Here is a 20,278-nt window from a genome sequence, read left to right as displayed (position 1 = left end):
GTCGTTTTTTTACTTGTCTGAAATTTAGTATTTTAGACTATCGTTTTGTGATTGTCTTCTATTAAGGTTAGCAAAAATAAGCTCAAATTGCAATATTTAAATTGCAAATTTTATTCCTCTACCTGCCTGACCACCAGTTGACCGGACCAGAATGCAGAAATTTCTACTGTTTCATCTTTTTCGATAAATCCTTCTGAAGCGCGGGCGTCATAAATTTTTCCTTCAACCTCTACTCGTCCCGATGGACGCAGCACTGTATATGCTTTGCCTGTTTTTCCAACCAGCTTTTTCATATCAGCATCAATGCTTACATATCCCTGATCCAAAGGCTGGGTGGTCTGAAGAGCCAGTTTTGAGAAAGGACCTGATGTGGTGGTTAGAATTTTCTGACTGAGCCAGATACTTACGATAAAACCGCCGAAAATACCCAGAAAGACGGTAAGCAAAGCAGTGAAAAAAGCTGTGGTATCAACAGGTGAAAAGTCAAATGCTGTATTTTCAAGTAAACTCAATGTCAGCCCTGTCAGCGCCATTATTATTCCCGAAATTCCTGCTATGCCAAATCCGGGGATGGCAAATATCTCAACGGCAATCAGGGCGATGCCGATAATGAAAATCAGAATTTCCCAGTTAGCAGCCAATCCATCAATGTAGAGCGGTGCAAAATACAGAATCGCCGCGGCTATGGATACGATAAGAGGAAATCCAATTCCGGGCGATTGTAACTCAAAATAGAGTCCCCCTATAATGAGCAATACCAAAATACCCTGTAGTACCGGGCTCGTCAGAAAACCTTTTAGTCCATCGTAAAAAGAGGGTTCGTAGGTTTTCAATTCGTAGGGTTTCAATTCCAGTTTTTCAATCACTTCATCAACCGAGTTTGCCGTGCCTTCGCAAAAATCCAGGTCGATGGCCTCCAGAGCAGTCAGGGTTAGCACTTTGCCGGTATCAATAACCCCCGGGATGTAAACCCGCTCATCTACCATAGCTTCTGCTATTTGAGGGTCGCGTACCCATCTTATAATGGTATCGGTGGGGGTGATGATGGTGTCTTTCCCGTGCGACTCGGCTGTGGCGCGAATGGTGGAGCGCATGTAAGACTGGTATTTGTCAGGCATTTGTTCACCGGTCTGGTTTACTACTGTGGCAGCTCCTATATTTGCTCCCGGTCGCATATAAATACTGTCACAGGCAATAGATATGAGGGCACCGGCACTTGCTGCATTGTTGTCAATGAACACGTGCACCGGTATTTCACTGTTGAGAATACGTGTTCTGATGGAGTCGGCAAAAAGCACCTGGCCTCCGTATGTGTTTAGATGAATGAGAATCGCATCGGCCTCCATTGCTTTTGCTTCATCAAAAGCATTTTGAGTATGCACCCAGCTGGTACTGTTGATTTCGCTGAAGATCCGAAGACGGTAAATCAGGTTCTCAGCTTCTTCACTGGTTTGGGCAGGTAAAACAGTGCCAAACAGAACCAGGGTAATGAACAAAGAGAATAGCTTTCGCATAGTTTTATGAGTAATAGTCTAAAAAAATAATCTGAAATTGAGTTTACTAAGTTAAAAAAAAGGTGCTCACTTAGCCTGATTAATTTGTGGATTTTCGTGATGAGTTTCTTATCCCTGCTTCTCAAGATGGCAATATACGACAGGTGTGCCCCTTTCACTACTGACTAATGACTACAAACTATAAACTAAATTACTTATTTGCGCCAGAATCGGGGATAAATCTTATTCATTTTTCCATGCCACCTCTCCCGCGCCAGTTCCTGCATGTCGGCGTACGTGTCGGTTTCGTCCACGATTTCGCGCCCTATGAGTGTTTCAATGATGTCTTCAAGGGTGACAATTCCTTCCATGGCGCCATATTCGTTGACTACAAGAGCGGTGTGCTCATTTTCGGAAATCATTTCTTCAAAGAGTTGCCTGAGATTCATTGCTTCCGGAACCATTTTAATCATTCTTTCGATACGATGAAGTGCGTTAGAACAATTTCCTCTGGCTACCGATTCCAGAACATCTGCCTTGAGTACATACGCCTCCGTGTCATCGATGTTTTTCTTAAATACCGGAATCCGGCTGTATTCCAGATATTCCTTATGGTCAATGAATTCTGCAGAGGTCATATTTCTCGGACAGGCTACGACTACTGTTCGAGGAGTCATGATTTCTTTCACCCGCATCATATCCAGACGCATGGCGTTAAGGATAATATTTCCTTCATCCTGATTTAGAATTCCCTCTTTGGCCCCAATTGATGACATGGCTTCAATCTCTTCACGGCTAACCGTTGAGGGATGCTTGCTTTTAGGCATGAGTTTGGTGATTAGTTCCGAAAAAATTACCAGCGGATAGGCGATGATCATCAGAATACGAATGGTGTAACCCGCAGGAATGGCCAGGTTGCGCCAGAACGTGGCACCAATGGTTTTGGGGATTATCTCGGAAACAATGAGAATCAATAGCGTAAGAATGGCCGAGATTACTCCAAACCAGACTTCTCCAAAAACATAAACTGCCTGGGCTCCTACTCCTGCAGCCCCCACAGTGTGGGCTATGGTATTGATAGACAGGATGGCAGAAATGGGACGGTCGATATTGGTTTTTAGGTTTGAAAATAATTGAGCCCCTCTTACATTCTGCATCTTTTTAATCTCGATGTAGGAGGCTGTTGTGGAGAATAATACCGCTTCCAGAATAGAGCACAGAAAAGATACGCCAAGTGCAAGAATTAAGTATAAAATCAGTAATGTCATTGCTGCTTTTATTTGTCAGTATTTTTGCTGGTAAACAAATATAAGCAAATCATGGATTGGGGCAAACGGGAGTGTGGTGGAAGTTAATTAGCTGTAGCAGTGTTGTGGGGACGCATTTATACAAAAGTAATTCAATATGACAAGAACTGCAGAGCTGTGACGGCAAATGTTTTTGGTTTTGACCTAGCTCTGCAGCTCCTGTCACATTATAGAATTGTTTTTTTTACCATTCTGCCGCCGCCCTGCGGCTGAAGTTGGTAGCTAAACGCTAAATTACCCGCTTATCGATATACCTTGAGTTGAGTAATCTGAGCGCGCCCATGTAGTCGGTTTTAAACTCCAGCAGGTCACCTACTTTCATGTTACGCTCGTTGTCTCCCAGATTAACAACAATCATATCCGAACTGGCTCCGGCCAGGTCAAATGAATCGTTGGCAGGAATGAGCCGTTTTTCCTCAATATCCAGCAGTCCCAGGTCTATCAGTGCTCTGCATGATCGTTCGTTGGATTTATCCTGATCGAATTCAAAGGTTTCGCCTTCCAGGTTGGAGCCCATATCGCCTTGTGGAACTGTTGGTTTCTCAAACAATTCAATGATCTCTGCATAAACTTTGATGACATCATTGTGCATGAAGTCAAATTGGGAACCATCGTAAACATTGGTGCCCAGAAAAAGGGTTTCTCCCACACGGAAGTGATTGATGGTTTCGGGCAGCAATCCTTGATGAATAAGGGGAATGGTCACCGAACTACCACCGGAAACAAAAGGTATTTTCTTGTTGAATTTATTTTCTATCAGCTGTTTGTAAAGGCTCAGCTGAATGAGTTTGTCCTGATTAGGCAATACTCCGTAAAGGCAGCTGAGATTGGTGCCGATACCGATGACTTCAATGTTGGGCATCTCAAAGACTCTGGAGTAGAAGTCCACCACATCATTGCGCATCACGCCTTCACGCAATTCGCCCATCTCCACCATGATGATGATCTTGTGAGTCTTCCCCTGGCGTCTGGCCTCTTCCGAAAGCAGCTGAACTGTTTCAAAAGTGGTATTCATGCTCACATCGGCATAACGAACAATACTTGGGATGGAGCGTTTTGGTGGCGGCTTGATGTAAATGGTTTCCATCTCCGGGTTCACTGTTTTTATGGCTTTCAGGTTAGATACCCGGGAGTCGCAAACCTGTTTGATGCCCAGATCGAATACCTCTTTAAGGTAGGCTTTGTTGCCACAAAGCATCTTGGTCACTATGGCCCAATCGATGTTGTGTTCTCCAAAAAGATTGTTGAGGTAGTTATAGTTTTCTTTGAGTTTTTTTCTGTCGAGAGTGATAAATGCCATGGTCTGGTTATTGTGGTTTGTAACGCATTTCGAGATACTTATTGGTAAAGCCCAGTCTTTCGTAAAGTTTCTTTGCCGGGTTGTCGGGCTCCACATGCAGTGCTACGTCTCCTGCAGCTTCGTTCAGAGCTTTCTCCATCAGGTCTTTCCCTAGTCCTTTGCCACGATAATCACGGTGCATGGCAATATAAACCAGGATGTTCCCGGGAATATAACCGTCCATGCCGGTCTTGTTTATTACCACAGCACCGATAACCTGATTGTCGTCTCTCATTTCAAGAACAAATCCTCCGAAGGAATCAGAGAGTTTTAACGAGTAATCAATGGCTTTGCTGATGTCTTCTTTAGGATCGCCAAAACGATCGAGATGCGTATAGAGAAAATCAATAATTTCCTGTTTTTGGGGTTCAGAGGGCCGGTTTTCCGGATTGAAAATATTGGTTTTGTACATAGTTGTTATTTTAATGTTGTCGTAAAATAAACTGACTTTTGGGAAAAATGTTCAACAGAACACATTTGTTCTGTCATTATTCAATAAGTCCGCTTTTCAATCTCAGATCAAATACGTCGGTGCGACGGTCGCGCAGGTTTCTTACACTTCCGTAAGCATGCAGTTCCGAGAGCAAATCCAGATCTACATCGGCCACCAGAATCATCTCGGTGTTGGGGGTGGCTTCGGTTTTGATACCGTTGGTGGGAAAGGCGAAGTCGCAAGGAGTAAATACGGCACTCTGGGCATATTGAATGTTCATGTTCGAGACCTTCGGCAGGTTGCCGACCGATCCGGCCATGGCAACAAAGCACTCATTCTCAATAGCGCGGGCTCTGGCACAATACCGTACACGACTGTAGCCGTTCTGGGTGTCGGTAAGGAATGGGACAAAAAGTATTTTCATATCCTGCTCGGCCAGAAGGCGGGAAAGCTCGGGGAATTCCACGTCGTAACATATCAGTACCCCTATTTTTCCACAGTCGGTTTCAAATACCTTGAGTTTGTCGCTTCCCGAGAGCCCCCAGGATTTTACCTCGTCAGGGGTAACATGGATTTTTTCGTACATGTCGTATGTTCCGTTGCGACGACACACATACCCGACATTGTAAAGTTTATCATCCCTTATCAGGGGCATACTTCCTGTTATGATGTTGACATTGTAGCTTATGGCCAGCTGCACGAACCGGTCGCGGCACTCCTCGGTGTACTGTGCCAGCTGACGAATGGCTTCCGGTTCTGACATCTGGTTGTAACGTGCCATCATCGGGGCATTGAAGAATTCCGGAAACAGGATGAAATCACTTTTGTAAGCCGATACGGCATCCACAAAATATTCCACCTGTTCAAACACATCGTCCACTGTGGGGTAGTGGCGCATTTGCCACTGTACCAGTCCCAATCGTACAATGGATTTGGTCTGGGACAGCTCCTTACCCCGTTTGGTGTAGTAAATATTGTCCCAACCCAGCAATACCGCATACTCCTTGGACTCATGATCATCCGGCAGATACCCTTTCAGCACTTTTTTGACGTGAAAATCATTGGCCAGCTGGAATGTCAGCGTGGGGTCGTACAACTCTTTGTATTTGACTTTCTGAATGTACTCTTTTGGGGTCATCTCTTCCGATACCTTGTGGTAGTGGGGAATGCGACCGCCAAATACAATTCCCTTAAGGTTAAGATGTTCGCACAGCTCTTTGCGTGCGTCGTAGAGTCGGCGTCCCAATCGTAAGCCACGGTATTCTGGGCGAATAAAAATATCAATTCCGTATAAAATATCACCACGCGGGTTGTGTGTGCTGAAGGTCATGTTGCCCGTAATCTCGTTGTAAGAGTGTTCGTCACCAAAACGTTCATAATTGACGATAAGAGAAAGCGCGCATCCCACTACCTTGTCATTCACCAATACGGCCAACTGTCCTTCAGGAAAGATATCCAGGAGTGTGCGGATGTTTTGTTCATCCCAGGCGGGGCCTTCCCAATTGCGGTAAGCCTCTTCCTCTGTGGTGCGTAATTCCTGGTAATCGTCGATATTTAGTTGTCGTAGCTCTACTTTTTCAATCTCTTCACTCATACTCTTTGTTTTTTTTGATGTCTCGAAAATATACAAATTTTCTTCGAATGTATATTTTCGTTGATCGGAAATATTTCGATTGGGTATTGATAACTTCTTATCTCATTATTGGTCGCGTTTCGACCAATAATGAAGGCGTAGGAGATACCTTTATACCCAGGGCTATTGCTCTCAGGCCTTCAGCCTGTTTAAACCATACGTGTTTTTATGTACAAGGTAGTTTAAGTGTCATGAACGGGGCCAGAGTGGCAGAAGAAAATGATTCTGCCAAATAAAAAGAGCTGCAGGCCTGCGACAGAAAAAAATAATTGTTCTTTCGCAGCTCCGCAGCTCATCTTCTTTGTATTGAGGGGGTACTTTGTTAGCGTTCTTTCATTGTAATGCTTTTATTATTGAAAAAAGTTGTTGAAATGATTTGTGTTAAAGCGATCCTTCATGTTTTAATCCGATGTCCCTGGGGAGGTTAAAAAACAGTGTTTTAATACCTCAGAATTTTCCCGCTTTTCTGCTCTTCTCCTGCCTGCATATTGTAATAAAACAGTTTTTCCGGGCTTCTGTTCAGTTGCACGGGGATTTCGTAATTGATATCCTGAAGAGCTTCTCCATCAAAAACGGTTTCCACTTTGTTGCCTGCAACATCGTACAGATCGATGGTTACATCTGTTGTGGCTGGAACCGTAAATGAGAATGTGACTTTTGATGGCGAGGGATTAGGATAAACCTTGAGATCAATTTCTCCTTTATCCATAGAAGAGGCCGTTTGATCGTTGTCGTGCTCAAAGCTTATGATGTCGAGGCATTGTCCGGCTTTGAAAGCCAGCCTGGTTGCTTCCATTTGAAGTGGTTCGTGACAAACTTCAAAGCTGACTTCCATCTCTGTGTTGGTTTCTCCAAAGCCCTTCACTTCATCTACTTTGATACCATAAATTCCGGATTTCGGGTCTGTGGCATTGATTTCCATGGGGAAATACATAGAATTGAAAACATTAGAGGCTACCTGACCTTCCGGAAGTTCAATGATGAGGTGTGATAAATCGTAACGGCACGATCCATCACTTGTAATGGTATAACTGTAGGCAAAACAATCCTGTCCGTTTGAGATTACCGGTTCTGCCGATACTTCGTAGCATCCGCCGCTGCAAGGAGTGTCAACAGAATCGTCTCCGTTGTCTTCGTCCTGATTATCATCTTCAGAACCGTCATCGCCATTGGAATCATCAGGAGAGCCATCGTCAGGCAGTTCATTGTCAGTCCCGTCATCAATAGAGTCGGTAGGCTGGGATGCTCCGCTGCATTCAAGCAGTATGTAATCTGAAGCTATGCATCCGCTGCTGCTGGTTGCATGGATGAAAGCAATGGCACTTCCGGTACCTGAGGTGTAAGAGGCTGCTTCTTCAGTTGTTGAAGTAAAGAACCACGAGCTGTCGGCACTTTCAAATTCCCACTCAATGGTTTCGGCATTGGTGGCGCTGGCCGTCAGTTGATTGTTGTTGCTTTCGCAGTCCACTGTAGTGATGGTGGTCAGAATTTCTGCTGTGGGAACAATGACTTCGCTGATGGAGAATGTTCTGGTGGTTTCACATCCATCTTCATCTGTCACAGTGACTTCATGACTTCCAGGCTGGAGACCGCTTTTGTAGGTCGATCCCTGAATGCCGTCCCAGTAAACAGGCAAAGTTGTGGCGTTTTCCAATACTACGGAGGCCGCACCTTCCGGGTTGGTGCAGCTGGCATCTATGACGCTTAGGCGGAATTCAGGGCCCGGAGTGGATGGTGAAACGGTCACCGCTTCAGTGTTGGCACATCCATTACTTCCAGTCACAGTAACCACCAAATCTCCGGCTTCGCTGAGGTAAAATTCAGAAGCAGAAGGCATATCGTTGACCGTCCATTCGTAGGGTGACTGACCATCTGTTGCATTCAGGGATACATAAATTGAGTCATCGGCTGTGCAACCGGTCCATTCAGCAGATACATTGATTTGAGGACCTTCTTCCCGGCCGATGTTCACTTCTTCGGAAATCTCACATCCATTGGCATCAGTAATCTGAACGGTGTGGTTGCCCGCCGTCAAATTTTCAGCGGTAAGTGTTGTGTCGCCTGTACTCCAGGCAATGTCGTAAGGGGCGGTTCCATTGATGTCTGTGATAGTGGCACTGCCATTATCTTCGAGACACCCGGTGTTGGTCGATGTGATTTCAGCAATCAGCTGTTCCCGGATTATTGATATTTGGCTGGATTGTGTACATCCAATGGCATCAGTAACCCAGAGGAAATAGGTGCCTTCTGATAGTCCGGTGAGATTTGGAATGGTGTCGCCGGTAGACCAGAGAAATGAGTAGGGCTCAGTCCCCCCGGATACAGTTGTTTCAATACTTCCTGTGCCGTTTTCGTGACATTGAATGTTGGATTGAGTGACATCAATTTCAATCGAAGAGGTTTCACTGATGGTAAAGGATTTCTGTTGCTGACAACCATTGCTGTCGGTAATGGTGACACTGAAATTCCCGCCGGAGAGCTTGTTGAGATCTTCGGTAACAGCACCGTTGTTCCACTGAAATGTATAGGGGGCTTTTCCGCCCGTAACTGTCAGGTCGATTGTGCCCGAGCTCTGTCCGCATCCGGTGTTGGTTTGCGATGCGGTGATGCTGATGGGAGCGGGACTGTTCACCTGTGCTGAAAGCGATATAGTGCTGTCTGCTGCATCCGTGATTGTCAGGTTGTAAACTCCTGATGGAATATTTTCCAGATTTTGGGTGGTGGCACCATTAGACCACTGAAAGCGATAGGGAGGAACACCCCCGTTTACGGTGACAGCAATGCTGCCATTGGCTTCTCCGGAGCAGTTGAGGTGTGTGACCTCGTAATTGGCACTTAGCGGGTGAACGGCAGATGGAATGGTCTCCGAAGTGATACATGTGCCTGCTTTGTAGGCCACTTCCAGATTTTGTTCAGTGAGCAGTTCCAGACACGATTCGTCGCTGGCACAAACGGTGAAGGTCAACCGAAAAGTTTCGTTGCCGTTTTCGCCAAAGTATTCAATATCATCTACTTTTATCCCTGAAATGCCCGTGGTTGGATCGGTGACAGGGTATTCCATCTTCCATCCGCGGGAATTGGAGGCATCAGAAATATTGCCACAGGGAATGGCAGCAACAAAATGGGAAAGCGCAAATTTAGATTCTCCTGTAGCTTCTATCAGGAGGTCATAAATAATGCATTGACCCTGAATTTCCACAGATTCGATGGTCGTGGTAAAACCCTCACTGCAATCCTTTTCGTTGGCAGCAGAAGTTGTGGTAAAGAAGCCGGACAAAAATAGTCCGAAAATAATAAGCGCCGGAATCCTGCGCAGGAAGGCGGGATTGGCTGGAAATAAGTGGTAAAATGGGCCCATGTTCAAAAAGATTTTATAATAATGTACATACTTAAAAAGCGGCAAAAAGTTACATTAATCAAAGGAAATCTATTGTTGGTGTAAGGATCTTAAACTTTTATCCCTTTGGTGTGTCATTATTGAGACGAAAAAAAAGTTGCGGGGTTGGAAAACATCTGTCAGTTTGGTTGTAACGATATTTTTATATTTTCGGGCCGGAAAAGTTTATCTAGCCTGCTGGTCTATTCATAAGTTTTCGTCATGAGATGTTTAAATACCAATAAATACGGGCAACCGCAAAGAAAATTGATGAAGGGAATAAAAATTTATTTTCGAGTCAATTTTATTGAGGACGCCTGTATTTAGCCGGTAGTTGAGCATTGTAATAGATAATTTATGAATAGTTCAGGCTAGTGTCTGTAATAAAACCAAGGTTTTTTTCAGTCTTTGATAAGAATGCGCCAAATACGAGGCTTTTGAAGTTTTTGAAAACAAGGAGTTTACTTCTCGTAAACGACTGTTTCAAAAACGAGAATAACGAAGTAGTTGGTGTTTTATTACAACGACTATCTATACATATTTAAAGCATTACGCATGAGTGAAAAAGTTAAGAAGAAAAGTTTTTTTGACAGGTTCCTTAATATTCTGGAAAAAGGGGGGAATGCTCTTCCGCATCCTGCGACGTTGTTTGGAATATTCGCGTTGGCAGCTCTTATTTTATCGGCTGTAGGCGCCTGGTTGGGATGGACGGTTCAGCATCCCGGAACCGGTGAAACCATTCAGGTGGTGAATCTTTTCAGTAAAGAGGGCATTGCCATGATTATGGATCGAATGGTGGAGAACTACACCGGATTTGCCCCTTTGGGGATTGTGATGGTGGCCATGCTGGGAATTGGTATTGCTGAGTCGAGTGGTCTGATAGCAGCTTTTATTCGCCTGCTGGTGCTGTCATCGCCCAAGCGTCTGCTCACTTTTGTACTGGTATTTTCAGGAATCCTCTCCAACTTTGCCAGCGACATAGGTTATGTGCTTCTGATACCTTTGGGAGGAATTATTTTTCAGTCTGTCGGCCGACATCCTATTGTGGGAATGGCAGCCGCCTTTGCCGGTGTTTCCGGTGGCTTCAGTGCCAATCTGATATTGGGAACCGTGGATCCCCTGCTGGCAGGATTGTCGCAGGAAGCCGCCCGCATTATAGATCCGGCCTATGAGGTCAACCCTACGGCCAACTACTATTTTATGATTGTATCCACTTTTCTGATTGCCACAGTAGGCACCTGGGTTACCGAGAAAGTCATTGCTCCCCGTTTTGGTAAGTATGACGGTCCCGAAGGAGACGAGAAACTGGAACGATTGTCATCTAAAGAGAAAAAGGGATTACTCTGGAGTCTTTTGGTCTTTGTGGTTTGGGTAACCATTATTCTTATAGGTATTATTCCTGAAGATGGCCTTCTGAGAGGAGAAGATGGAGGTATTTTGTCTTCTCCCATTATTCGAGGTGTGATTGCTTTGTTGTTTCTGATTGCCGGTACCATGGGAATTGTTTACGGTGCCGTGATGGGGAAGTTCAAAAACGACTCTGACGTTGCCAAAAGCATGGCCGACAGTATGCGTACGCTGACGACCTATTTTGTATTGGTTTTCTTCGCAGCCCAGTTTGTGGCCTACTTTAAGTGGAGTAACCTGGGGGTAATAATGGCAGTGAATGGAGCAGAAGCTTTGATGGCTGCCGATTTAGGAGCAATTCCTCTTATGTTGTTATTTGTGCTTTTGTCGGCATCAATTAATATGCTGATGGGAAGTGCTTCGGCCAAGTGGGCGATAATGGCACCTATTTTTGTGCCGATGTTTATGTTGTTGGGATATTCACCCGAACTCTCCCAGGCGGTTTATCGCATCGGAGACTCAGTGACCAACATCATTTCGCCTATGATGAGCTTTTTTGCTCTGATTATTGCCTATTTTAATAAATACGATGAAAAGGCAGGACTGGGAACTGTTATGGCCACGATGATACCTTATTCTATCGCGTTCTTTATCGGATGGAGTATCCTGCTGGTAATCTGGCTGACTTTTGGTCTTCCGCTGGGGCCAGGTGCAGGGTTGGAATATGTGATGCCTAACTAATTATCAGGTTTATAGTTGTAAGGCAGAAGGCAGAAGTAGCTTAAAGCTGAAAGAAAACCTGTGTTTTTTTAATGTCTTGAATTTTATAGCCTACCTTTTACATAAACAGGGAAGGTGTAAGCAGGCTGAAGGCCTGAAAGCAATAGCCCGGGGCAACGCCCTGGGTTTAAAGGTATCCCCCAACTTCCCTCTCATTATTGGTCGCAACGCGACCAATAATGAGAGGGGGAGTATTTATTACAATTTTCGTGGGGCGTTGCACCAGGCTATTGCTTAAAGATCTTTGGCCTTTTAAAAACATAGCAACATTATGTATTCCTTTAAAAGAAATACATAAATAGAACTAATTGAAATCAATAGTGTTAACTGTTTTATGTCTTAGGTAGGTTTAATGAGAGATATGAACTAGTCTTCAGAGATTTCATCAAAAGGAAAACTATCATGAATGGTTGCCCCGTGCAGCCATTCATTTTTTTTATCCGGAGACTCCAGTAACTTGATAAGAATGTGCTCAATGCGGTGTTCCTCCACGGAGAGGCCTTCCTCCTTCAATGCCGTCGCAAATCCTTCGTTGAGTTGTCGCCCGGCTTTCAGGGTGAAATCAAAAAGGGCAGGAACAGCCTGGGGATCCTGCGGATTCAGGAATTTTGCATGACAACTTTTCTCATTCGAGGAGAGATAAATGCGGCATCCCAGTGGGCGCACCGGGTAAACCATGCAGCTGCCTTTTCTCAGAAACGGACAGGGGTGACTGGTGTTTAATGCTTCTTTGGGTGACAGACTGGAAAGTTTTTCTTCTTTTGCCTTTGCTTTTTGCTTTACCTCGCCAATCACTTCTGGCGAAAATCTTTTTTCCAGATAATCCACCAGTACCACCATTTCGTTGGTGGTGGCAAAAACGGCCTGATGGCAGCACCATTGGCAACCCATATGGCAGGCCACCGGTACATTGTCACTCTCGCAGCGTTGCGAAAAGGCATCAATCAGCAAATCAACATTGTGATAGAGCTGTCGCTGGGCAATTTTTAATTTTGAGAGATCCTGTTGCACGGGATAGGCCTTGCTCAGGTTGTTGCCATCGGCAAAGAAAATTTGTTCGAAACCTTCAGGACGTATTTGTTGAGTCATATCTTTTGTAAATAATGCTTGCAAGAAAATTTAAGTTTGTTCAGTCTTTGATAAGAAAGCGCCAAACACGAGAATGACGAAGTAGTTGGTGTTTCCCTGCAAAGACTAACTAGTGTTTGTCTATAAAGTCCAACTTCTGCGTTGTTGCTCAAAATCTAAATCCTCAAATACATTAGTATTCTGCGGTTTAGATTTTTCACACGCCTTGAATTTGAACTTTCTAGTTCAAACACGTGAAAAACGCTTAGTTTATGGACAGAAACTAACTAGAGTCTGTCCATAAACTAAGCAAAATTTGTTTTTAGTCATGTTTCTGGTCAGAAAGTGCCAGTTGCTAGGCTTGCGACCGCGTGCCGCCTAAAGCTTTAGCGGTGGCGCAAGTCGCCAAAAAAGGAGTTTACTAATCGTAAATGAGTATTTTGGCGGCAAGCGTAACGACGCAAGTGGTACTTTATGGACAGAAACTAACTATCAAAAATTTGATCGAACAAGATACGAAAGATATGAAGAAGATGGTTGTTAGTCTGAAGTTGAATGAACAACGATTCGTCGGTAACTGGTTAGATTCGGCTTCCCGTTGTCGGTGACTTCGCATATCACATGAAAAGTCTGACCATCAGATTCCCCGGGTATGCTTAATTTTATTGAACTTGAATGATTGTCAGAGATTGTAATCTTCTCACTGCAGTTTCCTGCTTCAGGCATGATCCACCATTTGAACCTGAGTTGATCTCCATCGGGATCATGAGACTTTGAGGCATCAAGTTTTATTTTTTTTCCGGGTTTTTGGCTAATATGTATGGGAGAAATGTTTTTGTCTCCGTTCAGTATTATTTGCGGGTTTCGGTTTCCTTCACCGCGGTCTGCCCAGGCCATTCTTGCAACAAAATCATTGAAAGTGGCCGGATAAAAACGATCTTCATATTTGTTGCAAATCTCAAAAGCTTTCCCTTTATGATTGGTATATGCACTGGAGATGCTGTCAGGTCCGATACCCCATTCGAAATAGCCACCCCATCCGGCCTGATTCGGAGCAAGCGGATTATTTAGTCCATTGGGAATGACATGGAGGAATGAGGGAGTATCTCCTTCTACTCCGTATTTATATTTTGGATATTGCTTTCCCAGGTTTCCTTTACTTTGAATGTGATGTGCATACGCTTCCCAGTTTTTTCGTCCGGTTCCATTCTGATATTTCCAGGCGCATTCATCCCAGAGATACATCAGATCTTTTTCAAATTCTGTGCGTATCCACTGCTGGGAACTGGTGTTATAGGGTGTGCCGCTTTTGTAAGATCTGTCCTGGTCGGTAATTGCATAGGTTGGGATTTTATGCAGGAAGCCTCTGAGGGCATTCTCATCTTTTTGCTCCTGAACCTGCCAGATGGCTTGTGCAAGGGTATTGCCACCACCCCAAAGTAATATCCATAAAGGACGGTCGTCGTTCTCGTCAGCCTGATTAATAATCAGGTTGCTTCCGTTCGAAATGTTATCTTCTCCGATATGCTCCATGCCTCTTTTCTGGCTGCCTGTCATAGTACGGGATCTTAAATAATCAGGACTGGGCCAGTAGCCGACTTCCTGTTTTGATTCATCCTGTTTGAAATTTGTTTGTGCTGATCGTTTCATAAGATTCGGAAGGTCCTTTTCGTAGGCATCAATCCTGTCGTGAATAAGTTGGAGAAAGTCGTCACGGGTTTCCTCTAGGCTCCAGCCTGTGGTGTAAACAAGTCCTTCAATCTCAAAAAGATCCGCGTTGACCAGGAGTCTGACCAACGACTCACTGTCATCTGGTTCCCAGGTCGAGATATCTGTGAGTACCACGATTCGTGGTTTCAGTTCGGAGGGATTAATTTGTAGAGACTTATTTTTCTGGGATACGGCTCCCTGCACTATTGAAATAAGCAGAATAAAAAATAACCAGTTCTTTTTCATACTTAGTATTGTTTTACATTTTAAAGTGTAAATTTAGTCTCGCATTCCGATTAAAACTAATCTGATTTTAAAATATATATGCCGAATTCCGAGATCTTGCACAGATTTAATGAAAACCGGGACAGATTTAAGCCGTATGGGCTGACCTTTGAAGTTTGGGTGCCCGATGTAATGAGAAAACCTGACAGACATAATGAAATTGAAATTAATTTTTTTCCTGAGGGAAACATTACTTATCTCTTTCAAGGTGCCAGAGTAACCATTCCCCCAAAGAGTTTTGCCCTGTTTTGGGGGCTTGTGCCGCATCAGATTGTTGATTTCTCTGAATCAGCTCCTTACTTTGTAGGAACCATTCCTCTTTCACGGTTTTTGGAGTGGAGATTTCCGGCTGTATTTGTTGACAGAGTACTAAAGGGGGAGATTTTGATTGATGAATCGGGTAAATATTTCCATTATGATAAGTTTATTTTTCAGCAATGGATTGATGATTATGCTGAGAATAGGGGGGTAGATGCTTCGTTGCTGGAAGTGCGTGCACGATTATTGCGAATGGCCGACAGAGTATCAGATACAAATGCTTCTGGAACGATAAAGATATCTGATGGTGAAATCAGCCAGATAGAACGAATTGCTTTATTTATTGCCCGAAATTTTGATCGTCCTATTAAAGTGGCAGATATTGGTTATGAAGCAGGTTTACATCCTGATTATGCAAATTCGGTTTTTAAAAGAACTTTTGGACTGACGTTGACTGAATATATTATGCAGGAACGAGTCAGTCAGGCTCAGCGGAAACTGATATCAACAGATTCGAGTATTTCGGATATCTGTTACGAATGTGGTTTTAATTCAATAAGCCGGTTTAATGCAGCTTTTAAAAGAATAAACACATGTACTCCCAGGGAGTACAGGAAAAATTTTTCCGGATTTATTTGATTCTTTTATTGATTATTTGATATCTGCTATATATATTTGTTTAAAAACTAATCTTGTTTTACGATTAAAAACTAAGCATGTATTTTGCATTCAATCTTCGGCTGTTACGCAAACGCAAGGGCCTTACCCAGGGCGACCTGGCTTCGGCCCTGGGAATCAAACGTCCCACACTCAATAATTATGAGAATAAAGTATCGGGTCCGCCATTAGATGTGCTCACTTCGCTGGCTGATTATTTCGGGCTTTCCATGGATACCCTTGTTCGGGTGGATTTGGGAAAACTGACCAATTTCCAGCTGAAAGACCTGGAAGGAGGCAATGACGTTTATGTGCGTGGCTCACGGTTACGCGTGTTGACATCTACAGTAGGGCCCGATAATGAGGAAAACATCGAACTGGTACCTGAAAAAGCCAAGGCTGGCTATCTTACCGGGTTTTCCGATCCTGAATACATCAGTTCACTGCCGGTCTTTCGTTTGCCTTTCCTGGATCAACAAAAGAAATACCGGACCTTTCAAATCAGTGGAGATTCCATGTTGCCGGTTCCCAGTGGTGCATGGATTACCGGAGAGTTTATCCTCGACTGGCATACCATAAAAGACGGGGATGCATGTGTGGTCCTTACCCGCGATGACGGTATTTCATTTAAGATTATTCAGAATGAAATAAAGGAAAAAGGAAGTGTGAAATGTGTCAGCCTCAACCCTCTTTACGAGCCTTATGATCTGGCAGTGGAAGAAATCCGGGAAATCTGGAGGTTTGTTCATTACATCAGTCCCGAACTGCCGCAGGGGAAGGTGGAAGTGGAACATCTGATGCGGTCAATCAGCCACATTCAGAGTGATGTGGGAGAGTTGAAAGAGCATTTGCTGAAGGGCGGGGCGCATGAGGCTTAGCGCATAGAGCATGGAGCGGAGAGCCGGTTACCCCGGTAAGTTGGGGTAAGTTGTGGAACTTCCGCTGTTTTTAGGGTCATTTGCGTCACTTGGATTTGGGTATAGACGCACGGTCGTGTGGCTATAAGTACCCCCGTGTCTCGCTTTCTGCAACAGGCCCCATGCACATAGCCCCATGCGCTCAGCTCTGTTCTCCCTGCCTATTATTCATCGATTCCACCGTTCAATCAATTACCGTATGGATAAAATCGAAAAACTAAAAATTCTGGCATCTGCGGCGAAATATGATGTTTCGTGTGCCACCAGCGGCAGTCAGCGGGAAAGTACCGGTGGACTGGGATCAGCAGTATCTGCCGGGATCTGTCACAGTTTTGCCGATGATGGTCGTTGCATTTCTCTGCTCAAGGTCTTGTTTACCAATCATTGTATCTACGATTGTGCTTACTGTGCCAACCGCAGAAACAATGATATTCCAAGGGCAGCCTTTACGCCTGAAGAGCTCGTGGATATCACCATTAATTTTTACCGTCGTAACTACATCGAAGGATTGTTTCTGAGCAGCGGAGTAATGCGTAATCCCGATTATACCATGGCACGGCTGACCAAAGTGGTAAAGGATTTGCGCCTGGTACACCGCTTTAACGGATATATTCATCTTAAAGCTATCCCTGGTGCCGATGATGCTTTAATCCGGGAGGCCGGTCTGTATGTGGATCGCATGAGTGTGAACATTGAAATACCCTCAGAGGAAAATTTGAAATACCTGGCTCCGGAAAAAGATTACAACAGCGTGTTGCAGCCTATGCATCTCATCAACGAAGCTCAGCAGGAATACCTCCCGGTCAGGAGGAATTCAAAACCTGCACCGAAGTTTGTTCCTGCCGGACAAAGCACCCAGCTTATCATTGGAGCTACGCCCGATTCGGACAATCAGGTACTGCGACTGGCCAGTAATCTTTACACCGAAAACCGGCTGAAACGGGTCTATTATTCCGGCTATATCCATACCAATACATCGGACAGTCGTCTGCCGGCTCTTGTTGCCCCTCCGCTAAAGCGCGAGAACCGACTTTATCAGGCAGACTGGCTCATGAGGTTTTATGAGTTTCGAGTTGATGAAATTGTAGATGATACTCATCCTGATCTGGATTTAGAACTGGATCCCAAGCTGGCTTACGCGCTGCGCCATCCGGAAATCTTTCCGGTGGACATTCAAAAGGCCAATTTGCATACCCTACTCCGGGTGCCGGGAATTGGCCCCAAAAGTGCAAGGCTGATTCTTTCTGCACGTCGATATGGAAATGTTTCTTCGTACCTGTTGAAGAAAATGGGTGTTGTAATGAAACGGGCGCGCTTTTTTATTACCTGTCGCGAACTTGGAGGGCGCAAAGCTCCGGATTATCAACCGGATCATTTGAGGATGATGTTTCTGGATAAATCAGCCCGCAAATTGACTCCGGATACTGTGCAACTCAAATTGTTTTAGTCGTTTTGTAGATGAATTTTGTTCTTAAAATGCTCTTGAGAAAATTATTTAACTAATTCTTCTGCCTTTTGCCTTGCTAACTTATATCTAAAGGCATCTTTAACTTAATCTGCAATCATGATCAACTACCAATACGACGGAACATTTCCCGGTTTTCTTTCCGCTGTTTTTGAGATCTGGGACAGAGGACGGTTTCCTGCCAGGATTGTGCCTCCCGAAGTTGCACCTGGGCTGTTTGAAGAAACCATAGAGGTGAAAACTGCAGATGATCGGGCAGGCCGCGTCTGGAAAGGGATAGCCAAAGCAGGTGGTAAGCAGTTGTGTCAGCGTCTTATGCATGTGTTTTTATCCAGAGAGAGCGGAGTGGAAGATTTGATGTTGTTTATTCTTAGGCAACTATTTGATAATAAAAAGAACGTCGCCGGAGACTTGTCGGTGGAAGAGGTGTTGCGGTTTACTCAGATGGAGCGGAAGGTTTTGAGAGAAGTACATCGGTTGTATATGTTTCTCCGATTTGAACAGACCGCCGATGGTACCTGGTTTGCCCCGGTGTCGCCCAAATACGATGTGTTGCCCATGACACTCAATCACTTTGAGTCCCGCTTCTCCGATCAGTCCTGGCTTATATATGACACAGTAAGGAAATACGGTTATTACTACGATGCTAAAGTTGTGGAGGAAATTACCATTGATAATCCTGCTTTCGATAAAGAAACCGGTAGTCTTCCCCTTGAAGCCCAAAGTGCAGATGAACAACAATGGCAGCAAATGTGGCGCAGTTACTTTAAACACATTGCCATCAAGGAACGGGCGAATCCCCGACTTCAACGCCAGTTTATGCCTAAACGGTTCTGGAAGCATTTGACGGAGAAGCGGTGAAGTGCTGATTCGTTGATGAGTTACCTGCAAAAGGCAAGTCCGTATCTGCTTCGTACCAGCTTTCTACCTGTTATTGATCAAAGTCATATTAAACTCAATATAAAGTCATAGTAAAGTCGAATTAAATTCAATTATAACTGAATTTAATATGACTTTATAATGAATTAACAATGATTGAACTATTGCTTTATAGAGAACAAGTTATGAAGGAGGTAAGTAACAGTTTTCTGGTAGGTGAAAAGTGATTTTTTAGCTGATTGATGGAGGTAAGATAGTGGATATTTGCCAAATAAATTTTATTGAATTGTTGGATCGGGAAAGCATGTCATTGTTATGCGTTATTTTTTTTATCCATATATATTGAGGAGCGTAATGCCATCTTACTTTCTTTTTAGGTGATATTTTCACACCCGGTCTGGAATCCCTTTCAGACGCAAATGATAGTGAAGGTGTCAGTAATCTCAAGAATAAATAATTTTTTGAGCTATGAATTCTTACTTAAAATAAGGGTAAAGAAGAATTTTGTGATTGCAGGCGCTAAAAATAAAGGGATGAGTGCTTTTCCCTATAATCTATTCGTCTCAACCACAAAGTTAATCACCGATATTTAATTAAATAAAGATGTAGGTGTTAAAAAAATTAATAAATTCAAACTTTTAAATCGATAAATCCATAATACAATGAAACTCGAAAAAATACTTGGTTTACTTAATTCTTTTGAGAAAAACTCCTTTCTGAAGATTATTGATTCTATAATCAGTGAAAATCCGAAAATAAGTGGACAGATTGACAAAATTCTTATTGATGGTTCCAAGGATTTAAAAAACATGGACAATATAAATGTTTCAAAAGTTTTTTCGGTGGTTGAAGGGGAATTCAAAAAGTTTGTCCATAGTGAATTTGTGCATACTACATCACAGCTTGATATTCTAACTGATATTTTAACCAGGGATGGTAACTGTGTTATGAAACAAGATTGGTTTGCACGGCTGTATGAGAAAGAATTAAAAGACCTTGAAAAGAACCTGAAATCCTTTCAAAAAGATTTAAACTCGGAGAAACCAGAAATTGAGCCACAAAGGTTACGTGACTATAAAATTTACTCTGCGTGTTTAACCACGGCTTATGAAAATGATGATTACAACGGAGAAGATAGAAAAATCACATCAGACGAGCAATCAATTTTGTATACCCTTTCAAAGCAACTCGAACTTTCACAAGAAGAAATGAAATTGATTAATTATTCTATCATCCCTGTTTGCACTCAGCATATTGATAAAGTAATTCACTAGTGTCTATTAATATTTGTTAAAATGCATTGTATCTATTTAATTGATAGCGGTTTATTC

Annotated in this window: 15 protein-coding genes; 7 read left to right on the top strand and 8 right to left on the bottom strand. The window is 43.6% G+C overall.

Annotated features, from left to right (window positions below; translation table 11 throughout):
• Window positions 1–110 precede the first annotated feature (110 nt).
• The 5 genes from W7W_RS0119090 to W7W_RS0119070 all read right to left on the bottom strand — a co-directional run bounded on the left by W7W_RS0119090 (window position 111) and on the right by W7W_RS0119070 (window position 6,166).
• The gene (locus W7W_RS0119090) at window positions 111–1,514 is read right to left on the bottom strand and encodes an NfeD family protein (RefSeq protein ID WP_025007240.1); all 1,404 of its coding nucleotides are present in this window, start codon (window positions 1,512–1,514) and stop codon (window positions 111–113) included.
• Window positions 1,515–1,708: 194 nt separating this feature from the next.
• On the bottom strand, window positions 1,709–2,761 hold the full coding sequence (locus W7W_RS0119085; RefSeq protein WP_010665246.1) for a CNNM domain-containing protein: 1,053 nt from the start codon (window positions 2,759–2,761) through the stop codon (window positions 1,709–1,711).
• A gap of 268 nt (window positions 2,762–3,029) precedes the next feature.
• Window positions 3,030–4,100, bottom strand: coding sequence for an alanine racemase (locus W7W_RS0119080; RefSeq protein ID WP_010665245.1), 1,071 nt, complete (start codon window positions 4,098–4,100; stop codon window positions 3,030–3,032).
• Between the two features lie 7 nt (window positions 4,101–4,107).
• On the bottom strand, window positions 4,108–4,551 hold the full coding sequence (locus W7W_RS0119075; protein WP_010665244.1) for a GNAT family N-acetyltransferase: 444 nt from the start codon (window positions 4,549–4,551) through the stop codon (window positions 4,108–4,110).
• Between the two features lie 76 nt (window positions 4,552–4,627).
• Window positions 4,628–6,166: a carbon-nitrogen hydrolase family protein gene (locus W7W_RS0119070; protein ID WP_010665243.1), complete on the bottom strand. Its 1,539-nt coding sequence runs from the start codon at window positions 6,164–6,166 to the stop codon at window positions 4,628–4,630.
• A gap of 47 nt (window positions 6,167–6,213) precedes the next feature.
• Between W7W_RS0119070 and W7W_RS0119065 the strand changes: the two genes are divergently transcribed.
• Window positions 6,214–6,441 carry a hypothetical protein gene (locus W7W_RS0119065; protein WP_010665242.1) on the top strand — a complete coding sequence of 76 codons (228 nt, stop codon included), beginning with the start codon at window positions 6,214–6,216 and terminating at the stop codon, window positions 6,439–6,441.
• A gap of 203 nt (window positions 6,442–6,644) precedes the next feature.
• Here W7W_RS0119065 and W7W_RS0119060 read toward each other — a convergent pair whose 3' ends face one another.
• A complete protein-coding gene (locus tag W7W_RS0119060) occupies window positions 6,645–9,563 on the bottom strand; it encodes a SprB repeat-containing protein (RefSeq protein ID WP_010665241.1) in 2,919 nt (972 codons plus the stop codon).
• Window positions 9,564–10,136: 573 nt separating this feature from the next.
• Here W7W_RS0119060 and W7W_RS0119055 point away from each other — a divergent pair.
• Complete coding sequence (locus W7W_RS0119055) at window positions 10,137–11,669, top strand: AbgT family transporter (protein ID WP_010665240.1); 1,533 nt, start codon at window positions 10,137–10,139, stop codon at window positions 11,667–11,669.
• 405 nt (window positions 11,670–12,074) lie between these two features.
• Here W7W_RS0119055 and W7W_RS0119045 read toward each other — a convergent pair whose 3' ends face one another.
• A complete protein-coding gene (locus tag W7W_RS0119045) occupies window positions 12,075–12,797 on the bottom strand; it encodes a YkgJ family cysteine cluster protein (protein WP_010665238.1) in 723 nt (240 codons plus the stop codon).
• Between the two features lie 519 nt (window positions 12,798–13,316).
• Complete coding sequence (locus tag W7W_RS0119040; protein WP_010665237.1) at window positions 13,317–14,732, bottom strand: DUF1593 domain-containing protein; 1,416 nt, start codon at window positions 14,730–14,732, stop codon at window positions 13,317–13,319.
• 96 nt (window positions 14,733–14,828) lie between these two features.
• Between W7W_RS0119040 and W7W_RS0119035 the strand changes: the two genes are divergently transcribed.
• The 5 genes from W7W_RS0119035 (at window position 14,829) to W7W_RS0119015 (ending at window position 20,221) form a co-directional block, all read left to right on the top strand.
• On the top strand, window positions 14,829–15,668 hold the full coding sequence (locus W7W_RS0119035; RefSeq protein ID WP_199898126.1) for a helix-turn-helix domain-containing protein: 840 nt from the start codon (window positions 14,829–14,831) through the stop codon (window positions 15,666–15,668).
• Window positions 15,669–15,745: 77 nt separating this feature from the next.
• Entirely contained in the window at window positions 15,746–16,564 is an 819-nt protein-coding gene (locus W7W_RS0119030; RefSeq protein ID WP_010665235.1) for an XRE family transcriptional regulator, read from the top strand.
• Window positions 16,565–16,802: 238 nt separating this feature from the next.
• The gene (locus tag W7W_RS0119025; RefSeq protein WP_010665234.1) at window positions 16,803–18,050 is read left to right on the top strand and encodes a putative DNA modification/repair radical SAM protein; all 1,248 of its coding nucleotides are present in this window, start codon (window positions 16,803–16,805) and stop codon (window positions 18,048–18,050) included.
• A gap of 117 nt (window positions 18,051–18,167) precedes the next feature.
• A complete protein-coding gene (locus W7W_RS0119020; protein WP_010665233.1) occupies window positions 18,168–18,929 on the top strand; it encodes a TIGR03915 family putative DNA repair protein in 762 nt (253 codons plus the stop codon).
• 680 nt (window positions 18,930–19,609) lie between these two features.
• Entirely contained in the window at window positions 19,610–20,221 is a 612-nt protein-coding gene (locus W7W_RS0119015; RefSeq protein WP_010665232.1) for a hypothetical protein, read from the top strand.
• Window positions 20,222–20,278 lie beyond the last annotated feature (57 nt).

Origin of the sequence: Marinilabilia salmonicolor JCM 21150, assembly GCF_000259075.1 — a bacterium.
GTDB classification, from domain to species: domain Bacteria; phylum Bacteroidota; class Bacteroidia; order Bacteroidales; family Marinilabiliaceae; genus Marinilabilia; species Marinilabilia salmonicolor.
The sequence above is the reverse complement of the archived record's forward strand: the minus strand, read 5'-3'. Positions and strand labels throughout refer to the sequence as shown.